Source organism: Streptomyces sp. RK9, assembly GCF_045070545.1.
GTDB classification, from domain to species: domain Bacteria; phylum Actinomycetota; class Actinomycetes; order Streptomycetales; family Streptomycetaceae; genus Streptomyces; species Streptomyces alboflavus.
Genome location: NZ_CP173703.1, coordinates 4,100,713 through 4,117,496, shown reverse-complemented (window position 1 = coordinate 4,117,496; position 16,784 = coordinate 4,100,713). Strand labels below are relative to the sequence as shown.

At 73.1% G+C, this 16,784-nt stretch carries 15 protein-coding genes; 6 read left to right on the top strand and 9 right to left on the bottom strand.

What is annotated here, in order from left to right; translation table 11 throughout:
• Positions 1-177 precede the first annotated feature (177 nt).
• The 4 genes from AB6L24_RS17125 to AB6L24_RS17110 are packed head-to-tail and all read left to right on the top strand — an operon-like array spanning position 178 to position 4,805.
• Entirely contained in the window at positions 178-1,488 is a 1,311-nt protein-coding gene (locus AB6L24_RS17125) for an ABC transporter substrate-binding protein (protein ID WP_405656179.1), read from the top strand.
• Positions 1,489-1,496: 8 nt separating this feature from the next.
• The gene (locus AB6L24_RS17120; RefSeq protein ID WP_405656177.1) at positions 1,497-2,501 is read left to right on the top strand and encodes a carbohydrate ABC transporter permease; all 1,005 of its coding nucleotides are present in this window, start codon (positions 1,497-1,499) and stop codon (positions 2,499-2,501) included.
• A complete protein-coding gene (locus AB6L24_RS17115) occupies positions 2,494-3,390 on the top strand; it encodes a carbohydrate ABC transporter permease (RefSeq protein ID WP_405656175.1) in 897 nt (298 codons plus the stop codon). The genes AB6L24_RS17120 and AB6L24_RS17115 overlap by 8 nt, the downstream gene beginning before the upstream one ends.
• Before the next feature lie 50 nt (positions 3,391-3,440).
• Positions 3,441-4,805, top strand: coding sequence for a GH1 family beta-glucosidase (locus AB6L24_RS17110; protein WP_405656174.1), 1,365 nt, complete (start codon positions 3,441-3,443; stop codon positions 4,803-4,805).
• 3 nt (positions 4,806-4,808) lie between these two features.
• On the opposite strand, the gene AB6L24_RS17105 is transcribed toward AB6L24_RS17110, so the two are convergent.
• Positions 4,809-5,504: a GntR family transcriptional regulator gene (locus tag AB6L24_RS17105; RefSeq protein WP_405656173.1), complete on the bottom strand. Its 696-nt coding sequence runs from the start codon at positions 5,502-5,504 to the stop codon at positions 4,809-4,811.
• A 156-nt stretch (positions 5,505-5,660) separates the two neighbouring features.
• Here AB6L24_RS17105 and AB6L24_RS17100 point away from each other — a divergent pair, with 156 nt between their 5' ends.
• Together AB6L24_RS17100 and AB6L24_RS17095 are read left to right on the top strand one after the other, a co-directional pair.
• Positions 5,661-6,194 (top strand): YbhB/YbcL family Raf kinase inhibitor-like protein, encoded by a 534-nt coding sequence (locus AB6L24_RS17100; RefSeq protein WP_405656172.1) that lies wholly within the window; start codon positions 5,661-5,663, stop codon positions 6,192-6,194.
• 8 nt (positions 6,195-6,202) lie between these two features.
• Positions 6,203-6,895 (top strand): metal-dependent transcriptional regulator, encoded by a 693-nt coding sequence (locus AB6L24_RS17095; protein ID WP_405656171.1) that lies wholly within the window; start codon positions 6,203-6,205, stop codon positions 6,893-6,895.
• A gap of 91 nt (positions 6,896-6,986) precedes the next feature.
• Here the strand turns inward: AB6L24_RS17095 and murJ are convergent, their stop codons facing one another.
• The 8 genes from murJ to AB6L24_RS17055 form a co-directional block, all read right to left on the bottom strand.
• The gene (gene murJ / locus AB6L24_RS17090) at positions 6,987-8,555 is read right to left on the bottom strand and encodes a murein biosynthesis integral membrane protein MurJ (protein WP_405656170.1); all 1,569 of its coding nucleotides are present in this window, start codon (positions 8,553-8,555) and stop codon (positions 6,987-6,989) included.
• A gap of 129 nt (positions 8,556-8,684) precedes the next feature.
• Complete coding sequence (locus tag AB6L24_RS17085; RefSeq protein ID WP_405656169.1) at positions 8,685-9,872, bottom strand: M6 family metalloprotease domain-containing protein; 1,188 nt, start codon at positions 9,870-9,872, stop codon at positions 8,685-8,687.
• Positions 9,873-9,982: 110 nt separating this feature from the next.
• Positions 9,983-11,248, bottom strand: coding sequence for an alpha/beta fold hydrolase (locus tag AB6L24_RS17080; protein ID WP_405656168.1), 1,266 nt, complete (start codon positions 11,246-11,248; stop codon positions 9,983-9,985).
• Between the two features lie 120 nt (positions 11,249-11,368).
• Complete coding sequence (locus AB6L24_RS17075) at positions 11,369-12,766, bottom strand: aldehyde dehydrogenase family protein (RefSeq protein WP_405656167.1); 1,398 nt, start codon at positions 12,764-12,766, stop codon at positions 11,369-11,371.
• Positions 12,763-13,767 (bottom strand): proline racemase family protein, encoded by a 1,005-nt coding sequence (locus tag AB6L24_RS17070; RefSeq protein WP_125262952.1) that lies wholly within the window; start codon positions 13,765-13,767, stop codon positions 12,763-12,765. The genes AB6L24_RS17075 and AB6L24_RS17070 overlap by 4 nt, the downstream gene beginning before the upstream one ends.
• Positions 13,768-13,843: 76 nt before the next feature.
• Complete coding sequence (locus tag AB6L24_RS17065; RefSeq protein WP_405656165.1) at positions 13,844-14,752, bottom strand: dihydrodipicolinate synthase family protein; 909 nt, start codon at positions 14,750-14,752, stop codon at positions 13,844-13,846.
• A gap of 123 nt (positions 14,753-14,875) precedes the next feature.
• Positions 14,876-16,462, bottom strand: coding sequence for an FAD-dependent oxidoreductase (locus AB6L24_RS17060; protein WP_405656163.1), 1,587 nt, complete (start codon positions 16,460-16,462; stop codon positions 14,876-14,878).
• A complete protein-coding gene (locus tag AB6L24_RS17055; protein ID WP_405656161.1) occupies positions 16,443-16,763 on the bottom strand; it encodes a (2Fe-2S)-binding protein in 321 nt (106 codons plus the stop codon). The genes AB6L24_RS17060 and AB6L24_RS17055 overlap by 20 nt, the downstream gene beginning before the upstream one ends.
• Between the last annotated feature and the right edge of the window lie 21 nt (positions 16,764-16,784).

Sequence of the window (16,784 nt, the reverse complement as noted above, 5' to 3'; positions counted from 1 at the left end):
CTTGCCTTCAGGATTTAACTCACGTCCTAAATTAAGTCGTGAAGCTCGTTCAAGCACTGAACACAACCGTCACGGGGACCCCTCGCGCCACCCCTCGGGTTCCCCGACACGGCCGTGCTCGCAGGGACTTGGGCGCAGCCACCGCCGAGATCCTCCCCGGAAAGGGGCGTATCCGTCATGCGCAGACTCCGAGCCGCAGCCGCCGTCGCCGCGCTCACCGCTCTCACCGCCACCGCGTGCGGCGGCGGCACCGCCACGGGCGGCGGGAGCAACGACTCGCCGAAGACGCTCACGTACTGGGCGTCGAACCAGGGGCCGGACATCGAGGCCGACAAGAAGATCCTCACGCCCCGGCTCGAGAAGTTCGAGGAGCAGACCGGGATCAAGGTCAAGCTGGAGGTGATCCCCTGGTCCGACCTGCTCAACCGCATCCTGACCGCGACCACTTCGGGCCAGGGCCCGGACGTCCTGAACATCGGCAACACCTGGTCGTCCTCGCTGCAGGCGAGCGGCGCGCTGCTGCCGTGGGACGCGAAGAGGTTCGGGCGGATCGGCGGCAAGGACCGGTTCGTGTCCGCCGCGCTCGGCTCGACGGGGGCGCGCGGCAAGGACCCCGCCGCGGTGCCGCTGTACTCACTGGCGTACGCCCTCTACTACAACAAGAAGATGTTCGAGGACGCGGGCATCGAGAAGCCGCCCGCGACCTGGGAGCAGCTGGTCGCCGACGGCAAGAAGCTCTCCAAGGGCGGCAAGTGGGCGCTGGGGGCGGAGGGTTCGAACCTGGTGAACAACATCCACCAGGCCCATGTCCTCGGCAAGCAGCACGGCGCGGACTTCTTCGACGCGGCCGGGAAGCCGACGTTCACGTCCCCCGGCGCGGTCGCCGCCGTGAAGCAGTACGTCGACTTCATGGCCAAGGACAAGATCATCGCGCCGGGCAACGCCGAGTACGCGCGCAACCAGTCGCTTCAGGACTTCGCCAAGGGAAAGACGGCGATGGTGCTGTGGCAGGCGGCCGCGACGACCTTCGAGGCGCACGGCATGAAGCCCGCCGACTGGGGCGTGGCCCCGGTGCCGGTGCCCTCGGGGACGCCGGGCGCCGGCAAGCAGGTCAACTCGATGGTCGCGGGCATCAATCTGGCCGTCTTCAAGAACACCGACAACCTCGACGGCGCGGTGAAGTTCGTGAAGTTCATGACGAGCGACGCCGAGCAGACCGGGCTCAACAAGGCCTACGGCTCGATCCCTCCGGTGAAGGCCGCCCAGTCGGACCCGGCGTTCGCCCGCCCGGAGACCGCCGTGCTGCGCGACACACTCGCCAAGAGCGCGGCGCCACTGCCCCAGGTGCCCAACGAGTCGCAGTTCGAGACGGCGGTGGGCACGGCCATCAAAGAGCTGTTCGCCGACGCCGCCGAGGGCCGCCGGGTGACCACGGACTCGGTCAAGTCGGCGCTCGCCAAGGCGCAGCAGCAGATGCCGAAGGGCTGAGCCGCGCCATGACCGCTCCGACCACCGCCCTCGACGAGACGCACGCGGCGCCCGCGCGCGAGGAGGGCCCCGGTACGCGTCCGCGCGCACGCCGTCCGCGCGGACGCCTTCGCCGCCTCGCCCTGCCGTACTTCCTGCTGCTCCCCGCGCTGCTGCTCGAACTGCTCGTCCATCTGATCCCGATGGCCGTGGGCATCTTCATGAGCTTCAAGGAGCTCACGCAGTTCTACATCCGCGACTGGGGCGCCGCGCCCTGGGCCGGGCTCGACAACTACTCCCTGTCGGTCGACTTCGACGCGCCCGTCGGCGAGGCGCTGCTGCACTCGTTCTTCGTCACGTGCACGTTCACCGTGGTGTCGGTGGGCCTGTGCTGGCTGATCGGCACGGCCGCCGCGCTGTTCCTCCAGGACCACTTCCGGGGCCGGGGCCTGCTGCGCGCCCTGTTCCTCACGCCGTACGCGCTGCCCGTGTACGCGGCCGTGATCACCTGGGCGTTCATGTTCCAGCGCGACAACGGCCTGGTGAACCACGTCCTGCACGACCAGCTCGGGATCACCGACGGCCGGCCGTTCTGGCTGATCGGCGACAACAGCTTCTTCGCGCTCGCCACCGTGTCGGTGTGGAAGCACTGGCCGTTCGTGTTCCTCATCGTCACGGCCGGGCTGCAGAACATCCCCAAGGAGCTGTACGAGGCGGCCGCCATCGACGGCGCCGGGATGTGGCAGCAGATCCGCCGCATCACGCTGCCCTCGCTGCGGCCGGTCAACCAGGTCCTGGTCCTGGTGCTCTTCCTGTGGACCTTCAACGACTTCAACACGCCGTATCTGCTGTTCGGCGATGCGGCGCCGGAGTCGGCGGACCTCATCTCGATCCACATCTACCAGTCGTCGTTCGTGACCTGGAACTTCGGCACGGGCGCCGCGATGTCGGTCCTGCTGCTGCTCTTCCTGCTCGTGGTGACGGCCGCGTACCTGCTCCTGACCTCCCGTGGAAGGAGGGCCTCCGATGGCTAGCGCGACCAAGGCCCCGCCGGTGCCCGACGCCGCGCGACGGCGCTCGCCGATGGCGCCGCCCCGCTCATTCCTGTGGCTGCGCCGCGTCTTCCTCACCCTCCTCGCCGGGTTCGTCCTGGTCCCCGTGTACGTCATGGTGTCCAGCTCCCTGAAGCCGCTCCAGGACGTCGCGGGGAGCTTCCGCTGGCTGCCGTCCACCGTGACGTTCCGCCCGTACGTCGACATCTGGACGACGGTGCCGCTCGCGGACTACTTCGTGAACTCGCTGATCGTGGCGGGCGCGGCGACGGTGTGCTCGGTCGTCGTCGCGGTGTTCGCGGCGTACGCGGTGAGCCGCCACCGCTTCCGCGGCAAGCGCGTGTTCACCGTGACCGTGCTGTCCACGCAGATGTTCCCGGGCATCCTCTTCCTGCTGCCGCTGTTCCTCATCTACGTCAACGTGGGCAACGCGACGGGCATCGCGCTGTTCGGTTCCCGCGCGGGCCTCGTCCTCACCTATCTCACGTTCTCGCTGCCGTTCTCCATCTGGATGCTGATCGGGTACTTCGACTCGGTGCCCAAGGAGCTGGACGAGGCGGCGCTCGTCGACGGGTGCGGTCCGCTGGGCGCGCTGTTCCGGGTCGTCGTCCCGGCCGCGGTTCCCGGGATCGTGGCCGTCGCCGTCTACGCGTTCATGACCGCCTGGGGCGAGGTCCTCTTCGCCTCGGTGATGACCAACGACACCACCCGCACCCTCGCCGTGGGCCTCCAGGGCTACTCCACGCAGAACGACGTGTACTGGAACCAGGTCATGGCCGCCTCGCTGGTCGTCAGCGTGCCGGTGGTCGCCGGATTCCTGCTGCTCCAGCGCTACCTCGTCGCCGGGCTCACCGCCGGAGCCGTCAAGTGACCGCTCCCGCGCCCGTCCCGCCCCGCACTCCCCCTGCCGAAAGGACCTCCGTGACCGACGCCTCCGACCTCGCCGCGCTCCCCCACCCCTTCACCTGGGGGGTCGCCACGTCGGCGTACCAGATCGAGGGGGCCGCCGCGGAAGACGGCCGCTCCCCGTCCATCTGGGACACCTTCTCCCGCACCCCCGGCAAGGTCGCGGGCGGCGACACCGGCGACGTGGCCTGCGACCACTACCACCGCTGGCCCGAGGACATCGCCCTGATGCGGGAACTCGGCGTCGACTCCTACCGCTTCTCCGTGGCCTGGCCGCGCGTCGTGCCGGGCGGCGACGGGCCGGTCAACGCGGCCGGCCTCGCCTTCTACGACCGGCTCGTCGACGCCCTCCTCGAAGCGGGCATCACGCCGAACGTCACCCTCTACCACTGGGACCTGCCGCAGGCCCTCCAGGACCGCGGCGGCTGGCCCGCGCGCGACACCGCCGAACACTTCGCCGCGTACGCCGCCGTGGTCGCCGAACGCCTCGGCGACCGCGTGCCGCAGTGGGCGACGCTCAACGAACCGCTCTGCTCGGCCTGGATCGGCCATCTGGAGGGCCGCATGGCCCCCGGCCTCACCGACATCCGCGCCGCCGTGCACGCCTCGTACCACCTGCTGCTCGGCCACGGACTCGCCACGCAGGCCATCCGCGCCGCCGCGCCCGAGGCCGAGGTCGGCATCGTCAACAACCTCTCCCCCGTCGAGCCCGCCACGTCCCGCCCCGAGGACGTCGCCGCGGCCCGGCGCGTCGACGGCCACACCAACCGCTGGTGGCTCGACCCGCTGCACGGCCGGGGCTTCCCCGCGGACATGCTGGAGGTGTACGGCGTCGAACTCCCGGAACAGCCGGGCGACTTGGACACCATCGCGCAGCCCTTGGACTGGCTGGGCCTCAACTACTACTTCCCGGCCCACGTCACCGACGACCCCGCGGGCCCGCCTCCGCACGCCCACCAGATCCACCGCCCCGGCAGGCGCCACACCGGCATGGACTGGGAGATCGACGCGAACGGCCTGGAGACCCTGCTCCTGCGCCTCACCGAGGACTACGGCGCGCGCAAGCTGTACGTCACCGAGAACGGCTCGTCCTACCCGGACGTGGTCCGCGCCGACGGCTCCGTCGACGACCCCGAGCGCGCCCGTTACCTCCGCGAACATCTCGCGGCCTGCGCCCGCGCCACCCACCGGGGCGCGCCCCTCGCCGGGTACTACGCCTGGTCCCTCCTGGACAACTTCGAGTGGGCGTACGGCTACGACAAGCGCTTCGGCCTCGTCCACGTGGACTACGCGACGCAGCGGCGGACGGTGAAGGGCAGTGGGCGCCTGTACGCGGACCTGATCCGGCGGCACCGGCTGCGGGCGCGGCGGGCGGCCTGAGGCTCAGGAAGGTCCGGGGCGGGCCGCGTCGGTGAGGGCGGTCGCGGTCTGGGTGAGGTGCCGCGCCAGGACCTCGGCCGCCGTGTCGGCGTCGCGGGCCAGTGCCGCCTCCTCCAGGCGGCGGTGTTCGCCGAAGCCGTCCCGGTCGGGGTCGCGCAGGGCCGACCAGCGGCGGGCCAGCTCGCTCGCGGTCCACATGCGGTCGAAGGTCTCCATCAGGACGCGGTTGCCGCAGGCTTCGAGCAGGGTGCGGTGGAAGACGCGGTGGGCCTCGGACCAGGCGCCGCTGTAGTGCTCGCCCTCGCCCGGTTCGTAGGCGGGGGTGCGGGCGAGGCGGTGGTGGGCGGCCCGTACGCGGGCCTCCCAGTCGACGTCGCCGCGCTCGATGGACATGCGCAGGACGACGGGTTCGACGGTCCTGCGGGCCTCGGCGATCTCCTGCCAGCGGTGGTCGGAGAAGGCCGGGACGGCGAAGCCGCGGTTGTGCAGGCGGTCGGCGAGGCCTTCGCCGACGAGCCGCACGAGCGCTTCGCGCACGACGGCCAGGCTCACCCCCTGGTCCTTGGCCAGGTCCTGCGGTTTGAGGGCGTCGCCGGGGGCGAAGTCCCCGCGCATGATCGCGTCCCGCAGGTGTGCGTGGACCTGCTCGGAGAGCATCTGCTTCCCGGGCGGGGGCGAGGTGGGGGCCGTCTGCGTCATGCCGTCAGCATAGACGATCCCTTCAATAATCGATTATTGGTGCTATGGTCGATTCATCGGCGACGAGAGACGGCTTCGGCGCCTCCGTACGACGCTGCGTGCCCTCCGTCGGCCACCTCGTCGCCATCCCCAGCACGGCTTGAAAGGAACGACGTGATGAACGCCAACGACCCGTTCGCCCGCCTCCCCGAGGCGGCCTCCTTCACCGTCACCAGCGCCGACGTCACCGACGGTGCCGCCTGGTCGCCCGCGCAGCTCTCCGCCGGTGTCCCCGGCGGCAAGGACCTCTCCCCGCAGCTGTCGTGGAGCGGCGCCCCGGAGGGCACGAAGAGCTACGCGGTCACGGTCTACGACCCCGACGCCCCCACCGGGTCCGGTTTCTGGCACTGGGCGGTCGCCGACATCCCCGCCACCGTCACCGAGCTGCCCGAGGGCGCGGGCGACGACACCGGTTCGGGCCTGCCGGAGGGCGCCTTCCAGCTGCCCAACGACGCCCGCCTGGCCCGCTACATCGGCGCCGCCCCGCCCGCCGGGCACGGCCCGCACCGCTACTTCGTCGTGGTGCACGCCCTCGGCGTCGAGTCCATCGGCGTCCCGGCGGAGGCCACCCCTGCCTTCCTCGGGTTCACCGTCGCCGGCCACATACTCGGCCGCGCGGTCCTGACCGCCACCGCCGAGACGTCCGCCTGACGCACGGCATGACCCGACTCATCGACGCCACGGAGATGTACCTCCGCACCGTCCTGGAGCTGGAGGAGGAAGGTGTGGCCCCGCTGCGGGCCCGCATCGCCGAGCGCCTGGACCAGAGCGGTCCCACGGTCAGCCAGACCGTGGCCCGTATGGCACGCGACGGGCTGCTGCGCGTGGCCGCCGACCGGCGCCTCGACCTGACGGAGGAGGGGCGGCGCGTCGCCACGCGCGTGATGCGCAAGCACCGGCTCGCGGAGTGCCTGCTCGTCGAGGTGATCGGGCTCGACTGGGAGCAGGCCCACGCCGAGGCCTGCCGCTGGGAGCACGTGATGAGCGAGGCCGTGGAGCGCCGCGTCGTACGGCTGCTGCGGCACCCGACCCAGTCGCCCTACGGCAACCCGATCCCGGGCCTGGAGGAGCTGGGCGAGGAGAGCGCCCCACGGCCGGCCACCGACGCCCGCATGGTCAGCCTCAGCGACCTCCGCCCCGGGCCGGACGGCGCGCGTGCCGTCGTCCGGCGCATCAGGGAACGCGTCCAGACCGACCCGCAGTTGATGGACACCCTGTGGCGTGCGGGGGTGCGGCCGGGCGCGGTCGTGAGCGTGACGTCGGCACCCGGCGGCGTGCTGGTCGGCAGCGGCGGGGCGACCGCCGAACTCCCCGCGCGCACCGCCGCGCACGTCTTCGTGACGGAGCACTGAGCCCGGCGGGGCACCGACGCGGACGCACACGGGGACGGCCCCCGACCACGGTGGTGGTCGGGGGCCATCCCTCTCCATGGCTCTCTCCGGCTCAGCGCAGGACGCGCAGCCGCAGCTCACCGACCCTCAGCAGCCGCGCGAGCAGCACGTATCCGGCGATCAGGACGGCGGCGCCCGCCGTGAGCGCGAGGGCCGTCGTCGCCGTGTTCGCGGCGCCCGCCCGGTCCGCGCAGGCGCGGGCCACCAGCCAGGCGAGGGCACCGGCGGGGGCGGCGGCCAGGGTGAGCTTGCCGTACGTGCGCACCAGGCGCCTGCCGTCCATGCGGCCGTCGAGGCGCCGACGCAGCAGCCGCGCGGTGAGCAGCAGTCCCACGGCGTACGACAGCGTGTACGCGGCGGCCATGCCGACGACCGCCCAGCGCGCGGGCAGGAGCTGATAACAGACGGCGGCCAGGGCGATGTTCACGGAGGCGATCCACGCCGCCGTCCAGAACGGCGTGCGGGTGTCCTCGTACGCGTAGAAGCCGCGCAGCAGCAGATACTGGGCGGAGAACGGGATCAGGCCGAGGCCGAAGGCCTGGAGCATCTGGCCGAGGGGGCGTGTGGCCGCCGCGTCGGCCGCTCCGTGGCCGAACAGCAGCGCAGCCGTCTGCGGGCCGAGCGCCAGGAAGAAGAATCCGGCGGGCACGATCACGACTCCGGTCAGGCGCAGCGCGCGGGACAGCTCGCCGCGCAGGTCGTCGGTGCGGCCCTGCGCCGCGGCCTTGCTCAGCCTCGGCAGCAGCGCGGTGACCAGCGAGACCGTGACGATGGACTGCGGCAGGAGCCAGATGGTCTGCGCGTACGTGTACGCCGTGTACCCGGCACCCGCGTGCGGAAGGCGCTGGTCGGTGGCGTTGGCGTAGTTCGAGACGACGGTCAGGGCGACCTGGTTGACGAGCACGAACAGCAGGGTCCAGCGGGCGGCCCGGGCGCTCTTGCGCAGGCCCGTGCCGCGCCAGTCGAAGCGCGGCCGGAAGCGGAACCCCGCCTCGCGCACGTACGGCACGAGCGCGAGGGCCTGCAGCGCGATGCCGCAGGTGGTGCCGACGCCCAGGAGCCTGACCTGCTCGGCGGTGATGTCGCCGACGCTGTCCGGCGTGGCCATCAGCCCCAGGTAGGCGCCGAACATGGCGATCAGGACGACGTTGTTGAGGACGGGCGTCCACATCATCGCGCCGAACTTCTCGCGGGCGTTCAGGACTTGGCCGAGCATGCCGAACATGCCGTAGAAGAAGATCTGCGGCAGCAGGAAGCGGGCGAAGACGACGGTGAGTTCGAACGCCTCGTGGTTCTCCGCCGTGTCCCGCATGTACAGGCCGACGATCTCCGGCGCCGCCCACACGGCGAGCGCCGTGCCCGCCGCGAGGACGCACAGCACCAGGGTGACCAGGCGCTGTTCGTAGGCCCGGCCGCCGTCGGCCTGGGTGGCGCGGGCCCGGACGAGCTGCGGCACGAGCACGGCGTTCAGCGCGCCGCCGATCAGGAGCGTGTACAGGCCGGTGGGCACGGTGTTCGCCGTGTTGTACGTGCTGGCCAGCAGGCCCGTGCCGAGCGCCGCCGCCTGGAGGACCTGCCGGATGAGGCCGGTCGCCCTGGACACGACGGTCCCGGCCGCCATGAGCAGCGAGGACCGTGCGAGGCCGCCTTGTCGCGCGCTTTTTCTCTTGTGTTTCGCGATGGTGTTCCCCTCCCCCATCCCGCCACCTTACGCAATGAAGATCAAGTGGGGGCAAAGGCCGCATCGCTCTCAAGGCCTGCTGAGCCGGATGGTGTCCCCTGCCCTGCCACCCCTGATCACGGTGATCTCCGCTCCGGTGTCGGGGTCGGCGAAGGTCTGCCCGGGGGCGTGGGCGGCCAGGTCCAGTGGCGCGCAGCGGGCGGATCGGGCGGCGGACGGCGCGGCGTTCATGACTCTGACGGGGCCCTCGCCGGTCGGGGTGGCGGAGTCGACCTTGTAGATGAGGACGCCGGTGGAGCAGGCGTTCCGGTCGTGGCCCTCGGCGCGGCGGGACTCGGCGACGTACGCCGTCGTCTCGCCGGTGCGCAGGACGGCGATCTGCGTGCCTCCCCCGCGTTCCACGGGGGTCAGCCGCACCGTGCGCCGCCCGGCCGCGGGCAGGCAGGCCACCTGCCGGTCGCGGATCCAGCCGAGCTTCCAGGAGTGCCAGCCGAGGTGCTGCGGCGCGCGTCCCGCGATGTCGCCCATGACGTCCCAGCCGCCGGTGTACCGGTGGGTGTCGCCCGTGAACGCGTAGAGGTCGGGCAGGCCGAAGGTGTGCCCGGTCTCGTGGGCGGCGACCTTGTGCCCCCAGCGCCACAGGTCCTGGCCGAAGGTGACCCCCCACTTGACGCGCCTGCCGTCGGCGCTGACGCCGGGCGTGCCCGGGTCGAAGAGGTAGGTCGGCGAGAAGGTGATGGCGGCGGCCGCGCGGGTGGGGACGACATGGACCATGTCGTAGCGGGAGAAGTCCGCGTGCGGGTCGGCGGCGGTGACGGCGTCACGCACGTACTTCTCGTGCGCCTCGAAGGTCAGACCACGTTCGAACCCGTACGAGGCGGAGTCCGCGGGCATCCGGATCCAGCGGTGCAGCGAGGTGACGGCGAGCCGGGAGCGGCCGTGGCTGGCCTGCTTCAACCACGCTGCGGCGGGGGCGAGTCGGTCGGCATAGGCATGTGTGGAGTCGGTGGCGGGCGCGTCGGGGAAGTCGACGAAGAGGGTCAGGACCTTGCGGGTGCCGGCGGCGCGCTGGAACTGCCGGGTGTCGGTGTCGTGGCCCTCGTCCGCCCAGCCGGTGCGGCCGGGAAGGGCGCAGTCGGCGGCGGGGGCTGCGGGCCGGGGCGGGGTGGCCGCTGCGGCGGCGGTGGGGGCGGCGAGGCAGGCGACGAGGGCGAACGCGGCGGTCAACAACAGCGGGCCGAGGGGGTGTGCGGGCATGGCTCTCCCGAGGGTGCGGAACGGCCCGAGGGTGGAAGGGGGCGGTGCGTGTGGGGGGATGGTGCGGCGTGCACGGGGAGGGGAATGGGGCGGAGCGCGCCGGACAGGCCCTAGGCGCGGCCTGCGGCCATCGCCGTCAGGCGTTCGAGGACGCGGCCACCGGAGGCGGTCACGCCGTCGTGCTCCCACTCGTTGGTGACCCAGACGCGGGCGGCGCCGACCTGGCACGCGGTGCGCAGGGAGAGTCCGGCGTCCACGTACATGTCGTCGTGGTAGACGATCGCGGCGAGGGGGACCTGGTTGGCCGCGAGGCGGTCGAGGTCGTACAGCGGGGGCCAGTCGGCGCGGTCGGCAAGGAGGTCGGCGGCGGCCGCGAAGGGGCGCAGGCCCGCGATGTCGCGGAACATCCAGGGGTAGATCATCTCGCCGGTGGGCAGGAGCGGGTCGGCGTCCTCGGTGAACTCGGCGAAGTCGGCGAGGGCACGGGCCGCGGCCCACCCGGTGGGGCCCGCGCCCTGGCCGTACAGGGTCTCCTGCATGACGGCGAACAGCGGGTTGTCGGTGAAGCCGGTCAAGGCCATCGCCTGGTGCAGGAAGGTGTCGCTCAACTCCCCGTCGTCGTCGAGGGATTCGTCGAGCAGCCAGTGGATCCTCTCGTATCCGTCGCCCATGCCCAGGGCGAGCCCGAGCGTGCGCAGTCGGCGGACGGTGAGGCGGTCGCCGTCGGGGAGGCGGACGTCCTTGACCGCCAGGAGGTCCGCGATGCGGCGCAGCCGGGTGGCGTCCTGCGGATAGCGGGCGTAGAGGCCGTGGACGCGGTCGCGCACGCGCGGGTAGGTGCGGGCGTAGACGTCGTCGGCGGTGGCGGTGAGCCCGGGCAGGCCCCCGGTGACGTAGCAGGCCTTCAGCCCCTCGGGTGCACGGGACAGATAGGTGAGGGTGATGAAGCCGCCGTAGCTCTGCCCGAGGGTCTCCCAGGGTTCGTCGCCGCAGAGTTGACGACGTATCAGCTCGGCGTCGGCGACGATCGCGTCGGCCCGGAAGTGCCCGAGGTACGCGGCGAGCCGGGCCGGGTCGGCGAAGCGGGCGGCGACCCTGGCGGTGACGGGGGTGGACCGCCCGGTGCCGCGCTGGTCGAGCAGCAGCACCCGGTGCGTCTTGAGCGCCTCGTCCAGCCACCCCGGCGAACCGGCGGAAGGGCGTGGGGACTTCCCGCCGGGACCGCCCTGAAGGTAGAGCAGCCACGGCAGCCGCTCACCCGCACGGGCCGGGTCGACGACCTCGCGGGCGAAGACCTGGATGGCCTCCCCGGCGGGCGAGGAGTGGTCCAGGGGGGCGGTGAAGAGGTGGTCGACGGTCGAGTAGGCGGGATTCATGGACCCTTCTCCTGGGGTGCGAGGACGAGAGGGGGACGGCACCGGGCCCCGTAAGGGGCGCGGGGAACTGCGCGACCAGCCCCCACCGGACCCGCAGAGAAAGACCCCCGGAACAAGGCCTCACACAGGCGCCCCCGGCGCCACGGTGTAGGTCCGCGTCGCCGCATAGAACTCCAGAGCCACCCGCCCCTGCTCACGCACCCCATGGCTGGAAGCCTTCGTCCCACCGAACGGCAGGTGGAAGTCGACCCCGGTGGACGGAGCATTGATCCGCACCATCCCGGTGTCGAGCCGGTCGAGCCCACCCAGCGCGGCGTCCAGGTCAGCCGTGTGCAGCGAGGTGACAAGCCCATGCGGCACGGAGTTGCTGATCCGGACCGCGTGCTCAAGGCTCTCCGCGGGCAGCAAAGCCGCGACGGGCCCGAAGACCTCCTCGGACACCAGCCGATGACCAGGGGGAACATCCTCCACCAGGGTCGGCGCCGCGTACCACCCGCCCCCGTCCGGCACGGTACCGCCCGCGAGCACGCGAAGACCCTTCACGGCATCGACGACCCGATCGCGGGCGCGCGCGTCGATGAGCGGCCCGCACACGGTCGCCACGTCGGCCGGGTCACCGACCGGCACGGCCCGCACCGCCTCGGCGAGAGCCTCACGCAGCGGGTCGAGCGCCGCGCCGACGGCGATCACCCGGCTGGTGGCGGTGCACTTCTGACCCGCGTACCCGGCGATCGCGCCGGCGATGTGCGCGGCCGCCCGCTCGACGTCCGCGTCCGGCAGGACGACGGCCGCGTTCAGGCCGCCCATCTCGGCCTGGACGGGGATGCCACGGGCGGTGGCGGTGCGCACGACGGCCTGCCCGACGGTGGTGGAGCCGGTGAAGGAGACCACGTCGGAGGCGGAGACGAGCGCGTTGCCCTCGGTGGCGTCACCGGGCAGAACGGTGAACACCCCGGCAGGCAGGGCCTGTTGGACGATCTCGGCGAGGCGCTGGGCGCAGGCCGTGGCCTGCGGGGCGGGCTTGAGGACGACCGCGTTGCCGACGGCGAGCGCCGGAGCCGCCTTCCAGCTCGGGATGGCGAAGGGGAAGTTCCACGGGGTGATGAGTCCGGCGACGCCGTGCGGCCGGCGTCGGCTGAGAAGGAGCCCCGCCCCGGCGGCGGTCTCGTGGACGGCGCCGACGGGGTCGTAGGGGGCCTGGGCGTAGTACCGCCAGATCGCGGCGGTACGCGCGACCTCGGCCCGCGCCTCGGTCAGGGGCTTGCCCACCTCGCGCACGGCGAGCGCGGCCAGCTCCGCAGCCGAGGCCTCGACGGCGGCGGCGACGGCGCCGAGGGCGGCCGAGCGTGCCGCCGCCCCGCCGAGCAGCCAGCCCGGCTGTGCCGCGCGGGCCCGCTCGACGGTGTCGACGGCGGCGAAGGCACCCGGGGCGCCGACGCGCAGGACCACGTCGTCGGGGTCGGCCGGGTTGACGGAACTGAACGCGGTCGCGGACAGCGGGGATACGGCGGCGGTCACAGGAGGAATCCTCCGGGGAAGGGGTCGTCCGGGTCGAGGAAGTACTGGGCGGTGCCCGTCACCCAGGCGCGCCCGGTGATGGTCGGCACGACGGCGGGCACCCCGCCGACCTCGGCCTCGGCGACGAGCCGGCCGGTGAACCTCGTACCGATGAAGGACTCGTTGACGAAGTCGCGGTCCAGGGGCAGTTCGCCGCGGGCGTGCAGCTGGGCCATCCGGGCCGAGGTGCCGGTGCCGCACGGGGAGCGGTCGAACCAGCCCGGGTGGATGGCCATGGCGTGCCGCGAGTGGTGGGCGTCGGAGCCGGGCGCGGCCAGGTAGACGTGCTTGACCCCGGCGATGTCGGGCCGCTCGGGGTGGACGGGGCGGTCCGGGGAGGCGTTGATGGCGTCCATGAGGCCGAGCCCGGCGGCGAGCAGGTCGTTCTTGCGGGCGCGGTCGAACGGCAGGCCCAGGGCGTCGAGTTCGACGAAGGCGTAGAAGTTGCCGCCGAAGGCGAGGTCGTAGGTGACCGTCCCGAAGCCCGGGACCTCCGCCTTGCGCTCCAGGCCGACGCTGAACGCGGGCACGTTGGTGAACGTGGCGGACCGGGCGACGCCGTCCTCGACGCGCACGTCGACCGGGACGAGCCCGGCCGGGGTGTCGAGGCGCACCGTGGTGACGGGTTCGGTGACGGGGACCAGGCCGGTCTCCACCAGGACGGTCGCGACGCCGAGGGTGCCGTGGCCGCACATCGGAAGGAGGCCGGAGACCTCGATGAACAGCACGCCGTGGTCGGCGTCGGGGCGGGTGGGCGGCTGCAGGATCGCCCCGCTCATCGCGGCGTGGCCGCGTGGCTCGTACATGAGGAGCGTGCGGAGGTGGTCCATGTGCTCGATGAAGTGCAGCCTGCGCTCGGCCATGGTGGTGCCGGGGATGACCCCGACGCCACCGGTGATCACGCGCGTGGGCATGCCCTCGGTGTGCGAGTCGACGGCGTGGAAGACGTGACGCGTACGCACGGAAGGTCCTTTCGGGAGCGGGCGGTTGCGGTCGGCTCGGAGCCGGTGGGTCGCGGTCGGTGCCGCGCCGTCACGGTCAGCGGTGGCCGTGCGCGACGGCCTTCTCGGTGGCCTCCCGCACGCGCCGCGCGTCCTCGCCACAGAGCGGGGAGCGCGGCGGGCGCACGGGGCCGCCGGGGCGGCCGACGATGTCCATGGACAACTTGATGGCCTGCACGAACTCGGTCCTGGAGTCCCAGCGGAGCAGGGAGTGCAGGGAGCGGTACAGCGGCAGGGCCGTGGTCAGGTCACCGGCGACGGCGGCGTGGAAGAGCTGGGCGCAGGAGGCGGGCAGGGCGTTGGGGTAGCCCGCGATCCAGCCGACCGCCCCGGCCACGGCGAGTTCGAGCAGCACGTCGTCCGCGCCGATCAACAGGTCGAGTTCGGGGGCGAGTTCGGCGATCTCGTAGGCCCGGCGCACATCGCCGGTGAACTCCTTGACGGCGACGATCACCCCGTCCCGGTGCAGTTCGGCGAGCAGGGCGGGGGTGAGGTCGACCTTGGTGTCGATCGGGTTGTTGTACGCGACGACGGGCACCCCGGCCTTGGCGACCTCGGCGTAGTGGGCGCGCACGGCGCCCTCGTCGGCGCGGTAGGCGTTGGGGGGCAGGAGGAGCACCGAGCCGCAGCCGGCCGCGGCGGCCTGCTCGGCCCAGCGCCGGGCCTCGGCGCTGCCGTACGCGGCGACGCCGGGCATGACGCGGGCGGCGTCGCCCGCCGCCTCGACGGCCGTGTGCACCACGCGGGCGCGTTCCTCGGCGGTGAGGGTCTGGTACTCGCCGAGCGAGCCGTTGGGGACGACGCCGTCGCAGCCGTTGTCGATGAGCCAGCGGACGTGCTCGGCGTACGCGTCGTGGTCGACGCTCAGATCGTCCCGGAGCGGCAGGGCGGTGGCGACCATGATGCCGCGCCAGGGGCGGGTGGTGTTCCAGGCGGTGTCGGTCATGACGGACGACCTCTCTATAGTGTGTGACATTTTATTGAGGGAAGTGCGGTGGCCACAAGGGGGCACGGGCAGTGGGCGGCGGGCGGTCCTGCGGCGATTCTCGACGCCGGGTCAGGCGGCGGGTCAGGCGGCAGGCCCGTCGCCGGGTCCGCCAGGGGGCCCTTCGCCGACCGGCCCGGCGGCGGCCCCGTCGATCGCCGCAAGCGCCCCCAACGGCACCGGCACGGCGAGCGGGCGGCGCTCGGCGGGCGGCTCCCCCTGCCCCGCGCCCGCCGCGAGGCAGGCCACGCCCGCCCCGCACATCCGCCCCTGGCACCAGCCCATGCCCGCGCGGGTGAGGAGCTTGACGGTGCGCGCGTCGCGGGCGCCGAGGTCGGCGACCGCCGTCCGGATGCTGCCCGCGGTCACCTCCTCGCACCGGCACACGTCCGTGTCGTCGGTGACCCAGCGCGACCAGCCGGGACCGGGGGCGTGCGCGGCGGCCATGGCGTCGGCGAAGGCGCGCATGCGGTCGCGGCGCCGCTGGAGCTCCCGGACGCGACGGCCACGGGCGGGCCGCCCGCGCAGCCGGGAGACGATCGCGAGCCCAGCCAACTCTCCCTCGGCCCTGGCTAGTTGTGCCCCGCCGATGCCACCGGCCTCCCCCGCCGCCCACAGGTCCGGCACCGACGTCTCCTGCAGGTCGTCCAGGACGAGGGCCGTGGTGCGGTCGGGGGTGGCGCGGGTCGCGCAGCCGAGGGTCGTGGCCAGTTCGATCTGCGGTACGAGGCCGTGGCCGACGGCGAGCGCGTCACAGGCGATCCGGCGCGAGGTCCCCGGCAGCGGCCGCCAGTCACGGTCGAGCCGGGCGACCGTGACGGCCTCCACCCGGTCGCACCCGTGCACCTCGGTGACGGCGCTGCGGGTGCGCAGCCGTACCCGGTGCCGGAGCAGGATGCCGCCGTGCAGGACCGCCTCGGCCAGCTTGTGCGGGTTGGCCGCGAGCACCCTCGGGTGCCGTGCGTACGCCAGGTAGCCGGACGCCTCGACGACGGCGGGCACCCGCGCCCCGGCGGCGGCCAGCGAGGACGCGACGGCGAGCAGCAGCGGACCGCTCCCGGCCACGACGACCCGCCTGCCGGGCAGCACCAGGCCGGACTTGAGCATGGCCTGCGCTCCCCCGGCACCCACCACTCCGGGCAACGTCCAGCCGGGGAAGGGGAGGTGACGCTCGTACGCGCCGGTGGCGAGGAGCACCGCACGGGCCCGCACCCGCACCGGCCGTTCCGCGCACCCGTCGGCGCCGGTGACGGCGTGCACGGTCCACGGCCCCTCGCCGCCCGCAAAGCCGCCCGCCGAGCCGCCCGCGGAACCGCTCTCCCTGGAGTCGGAGCCGCCCTCCCGGGACACGGTCCACACGTGGTGCCCGCCGAGGCGGGTCACCGTACTCGCCTCCAGGCGTCGGCGGAGCCCGGCGTAGGCGGACCAGTCGTGGTGCAGGGCTTCGGGGCGCAGGGCTCCCGCGGCCGGTGCCGGATGGCGGTAGAACTGCCCGCCGGTTCCGGTCGCGGTGTCCAGGAGGGCGACGGACAGGCCGAGTTCGGCGGCGGTCACGGCCCCGGCGAGACCGGCGGAGCCCGCGCCGATCACCGCGAGGTCGTACAGCTCGGACGGCTCGGCGGGTCCGGCCGCTTCCGGGGTCGCCGCCGGGTCAGACGCCGAGGCGCTCATGGCCGTGTCCTTCCTGGGTCGTGATCGCGTCGCCGGGGCGTGCGGGCACCAGGCAGGCCCGGCGGTTGGGCGAGCCGTTGATGGTGGCGAGGCAGTCGTAGCACTGGCCGATGCCGCAGAAGGCGCCGCGCGGCCGGCCGCCGACGCGGGTGGTGCGCCAGGCGAGGATGTCCGCGGCCCACAGCGCGGCGGCGACGGACTGCCCCGGCAGGGCGGGCACGGGGCGGCCGTCGAAGGTGATCTCGAACGGCGGTCCTGGCTGCGCGCCGACCAGGTCGGCGGGGGTACGGGCACGGGCCACGGTGGGCCTCCTCTCGACGTG

Coding starts and splice junctions, on each gene's coding strand:
- AB6L24_RS17125 (WP_405656179.1), top strand. CDS start 178: ATGCGCAGACTCCGAGCCGCAGCCGCCGTCGCCGCGCTCACCGCTCTC.
- AB6L24_RS17120 (WP_405656177.1), top strand. CDS start 1,497: ATGACCGCTCCGACCACCGCCCTCGACGAGACGCACGCGGCGCCCGCG.
- AB6L24_RS17115 (WP_405656175.1), top strand. CDS start 2,494: ATGGCTAGCGCGACCAAGGCCCCGCCGGTGCCCGACGCCGCGCGACGG.
- AB6L24_RS17105 (WP_405656173.1), bottom strand. CDS start 5,504: ATGACGCAGACGGCCCCCACCTCGCCCCCGCCCGGGAAGCAGATGCTC.
- AB6L24_RS17100 (WP_405656172.1), top strand. CDS start 5,661: ATGAACGCCAACGACCCGTTCGCCCGCCTCCCCGAGGCGGCCTCCTTC.
- AB6L24_RS17095 (WP_405656171.1), top strand. CDS start 6,203: ATGACCCGACTCATCGACGCCACGGAGATGTACCTCCGCACCGTCCTG.
- murJ (WP_405656170.1), bottom strand. CDS start 8,555: ATGGCGGCCGGGACCGTCGTGTCCAGGGCGACCGGCCTCATCCGGCAG.
- AB6L24_RS17085 (WP_405656169.1), bottom strand. CDS start 9,872: ATGCCCGCACACCCCCTCGGCCCGCTGTTGTTGACCGCCGCGTTCGCC.
- AB6L24_RS17080 (WP_405656168.1), bottom strand. CDS start 11,248: ATGAATCCCGCCTACTCGACCGTCGACCACCTCTTCACCGCCCCCCTG.
- AB6L24_RS17065 (WP_405656165.1), bottom strand. CDS start 14,752: ATGACCGACACCGCCTGGAACACCACCCGCCCCTGGCGCGGCATCATG.
- AB6L24_RS17060 (WP_405656163.1), bottom strand. CDS start 16,462: ATGAGCGCCTCGGCGTCTGACCCGGCGGCGACCCCGGAAGCGGCCGGA.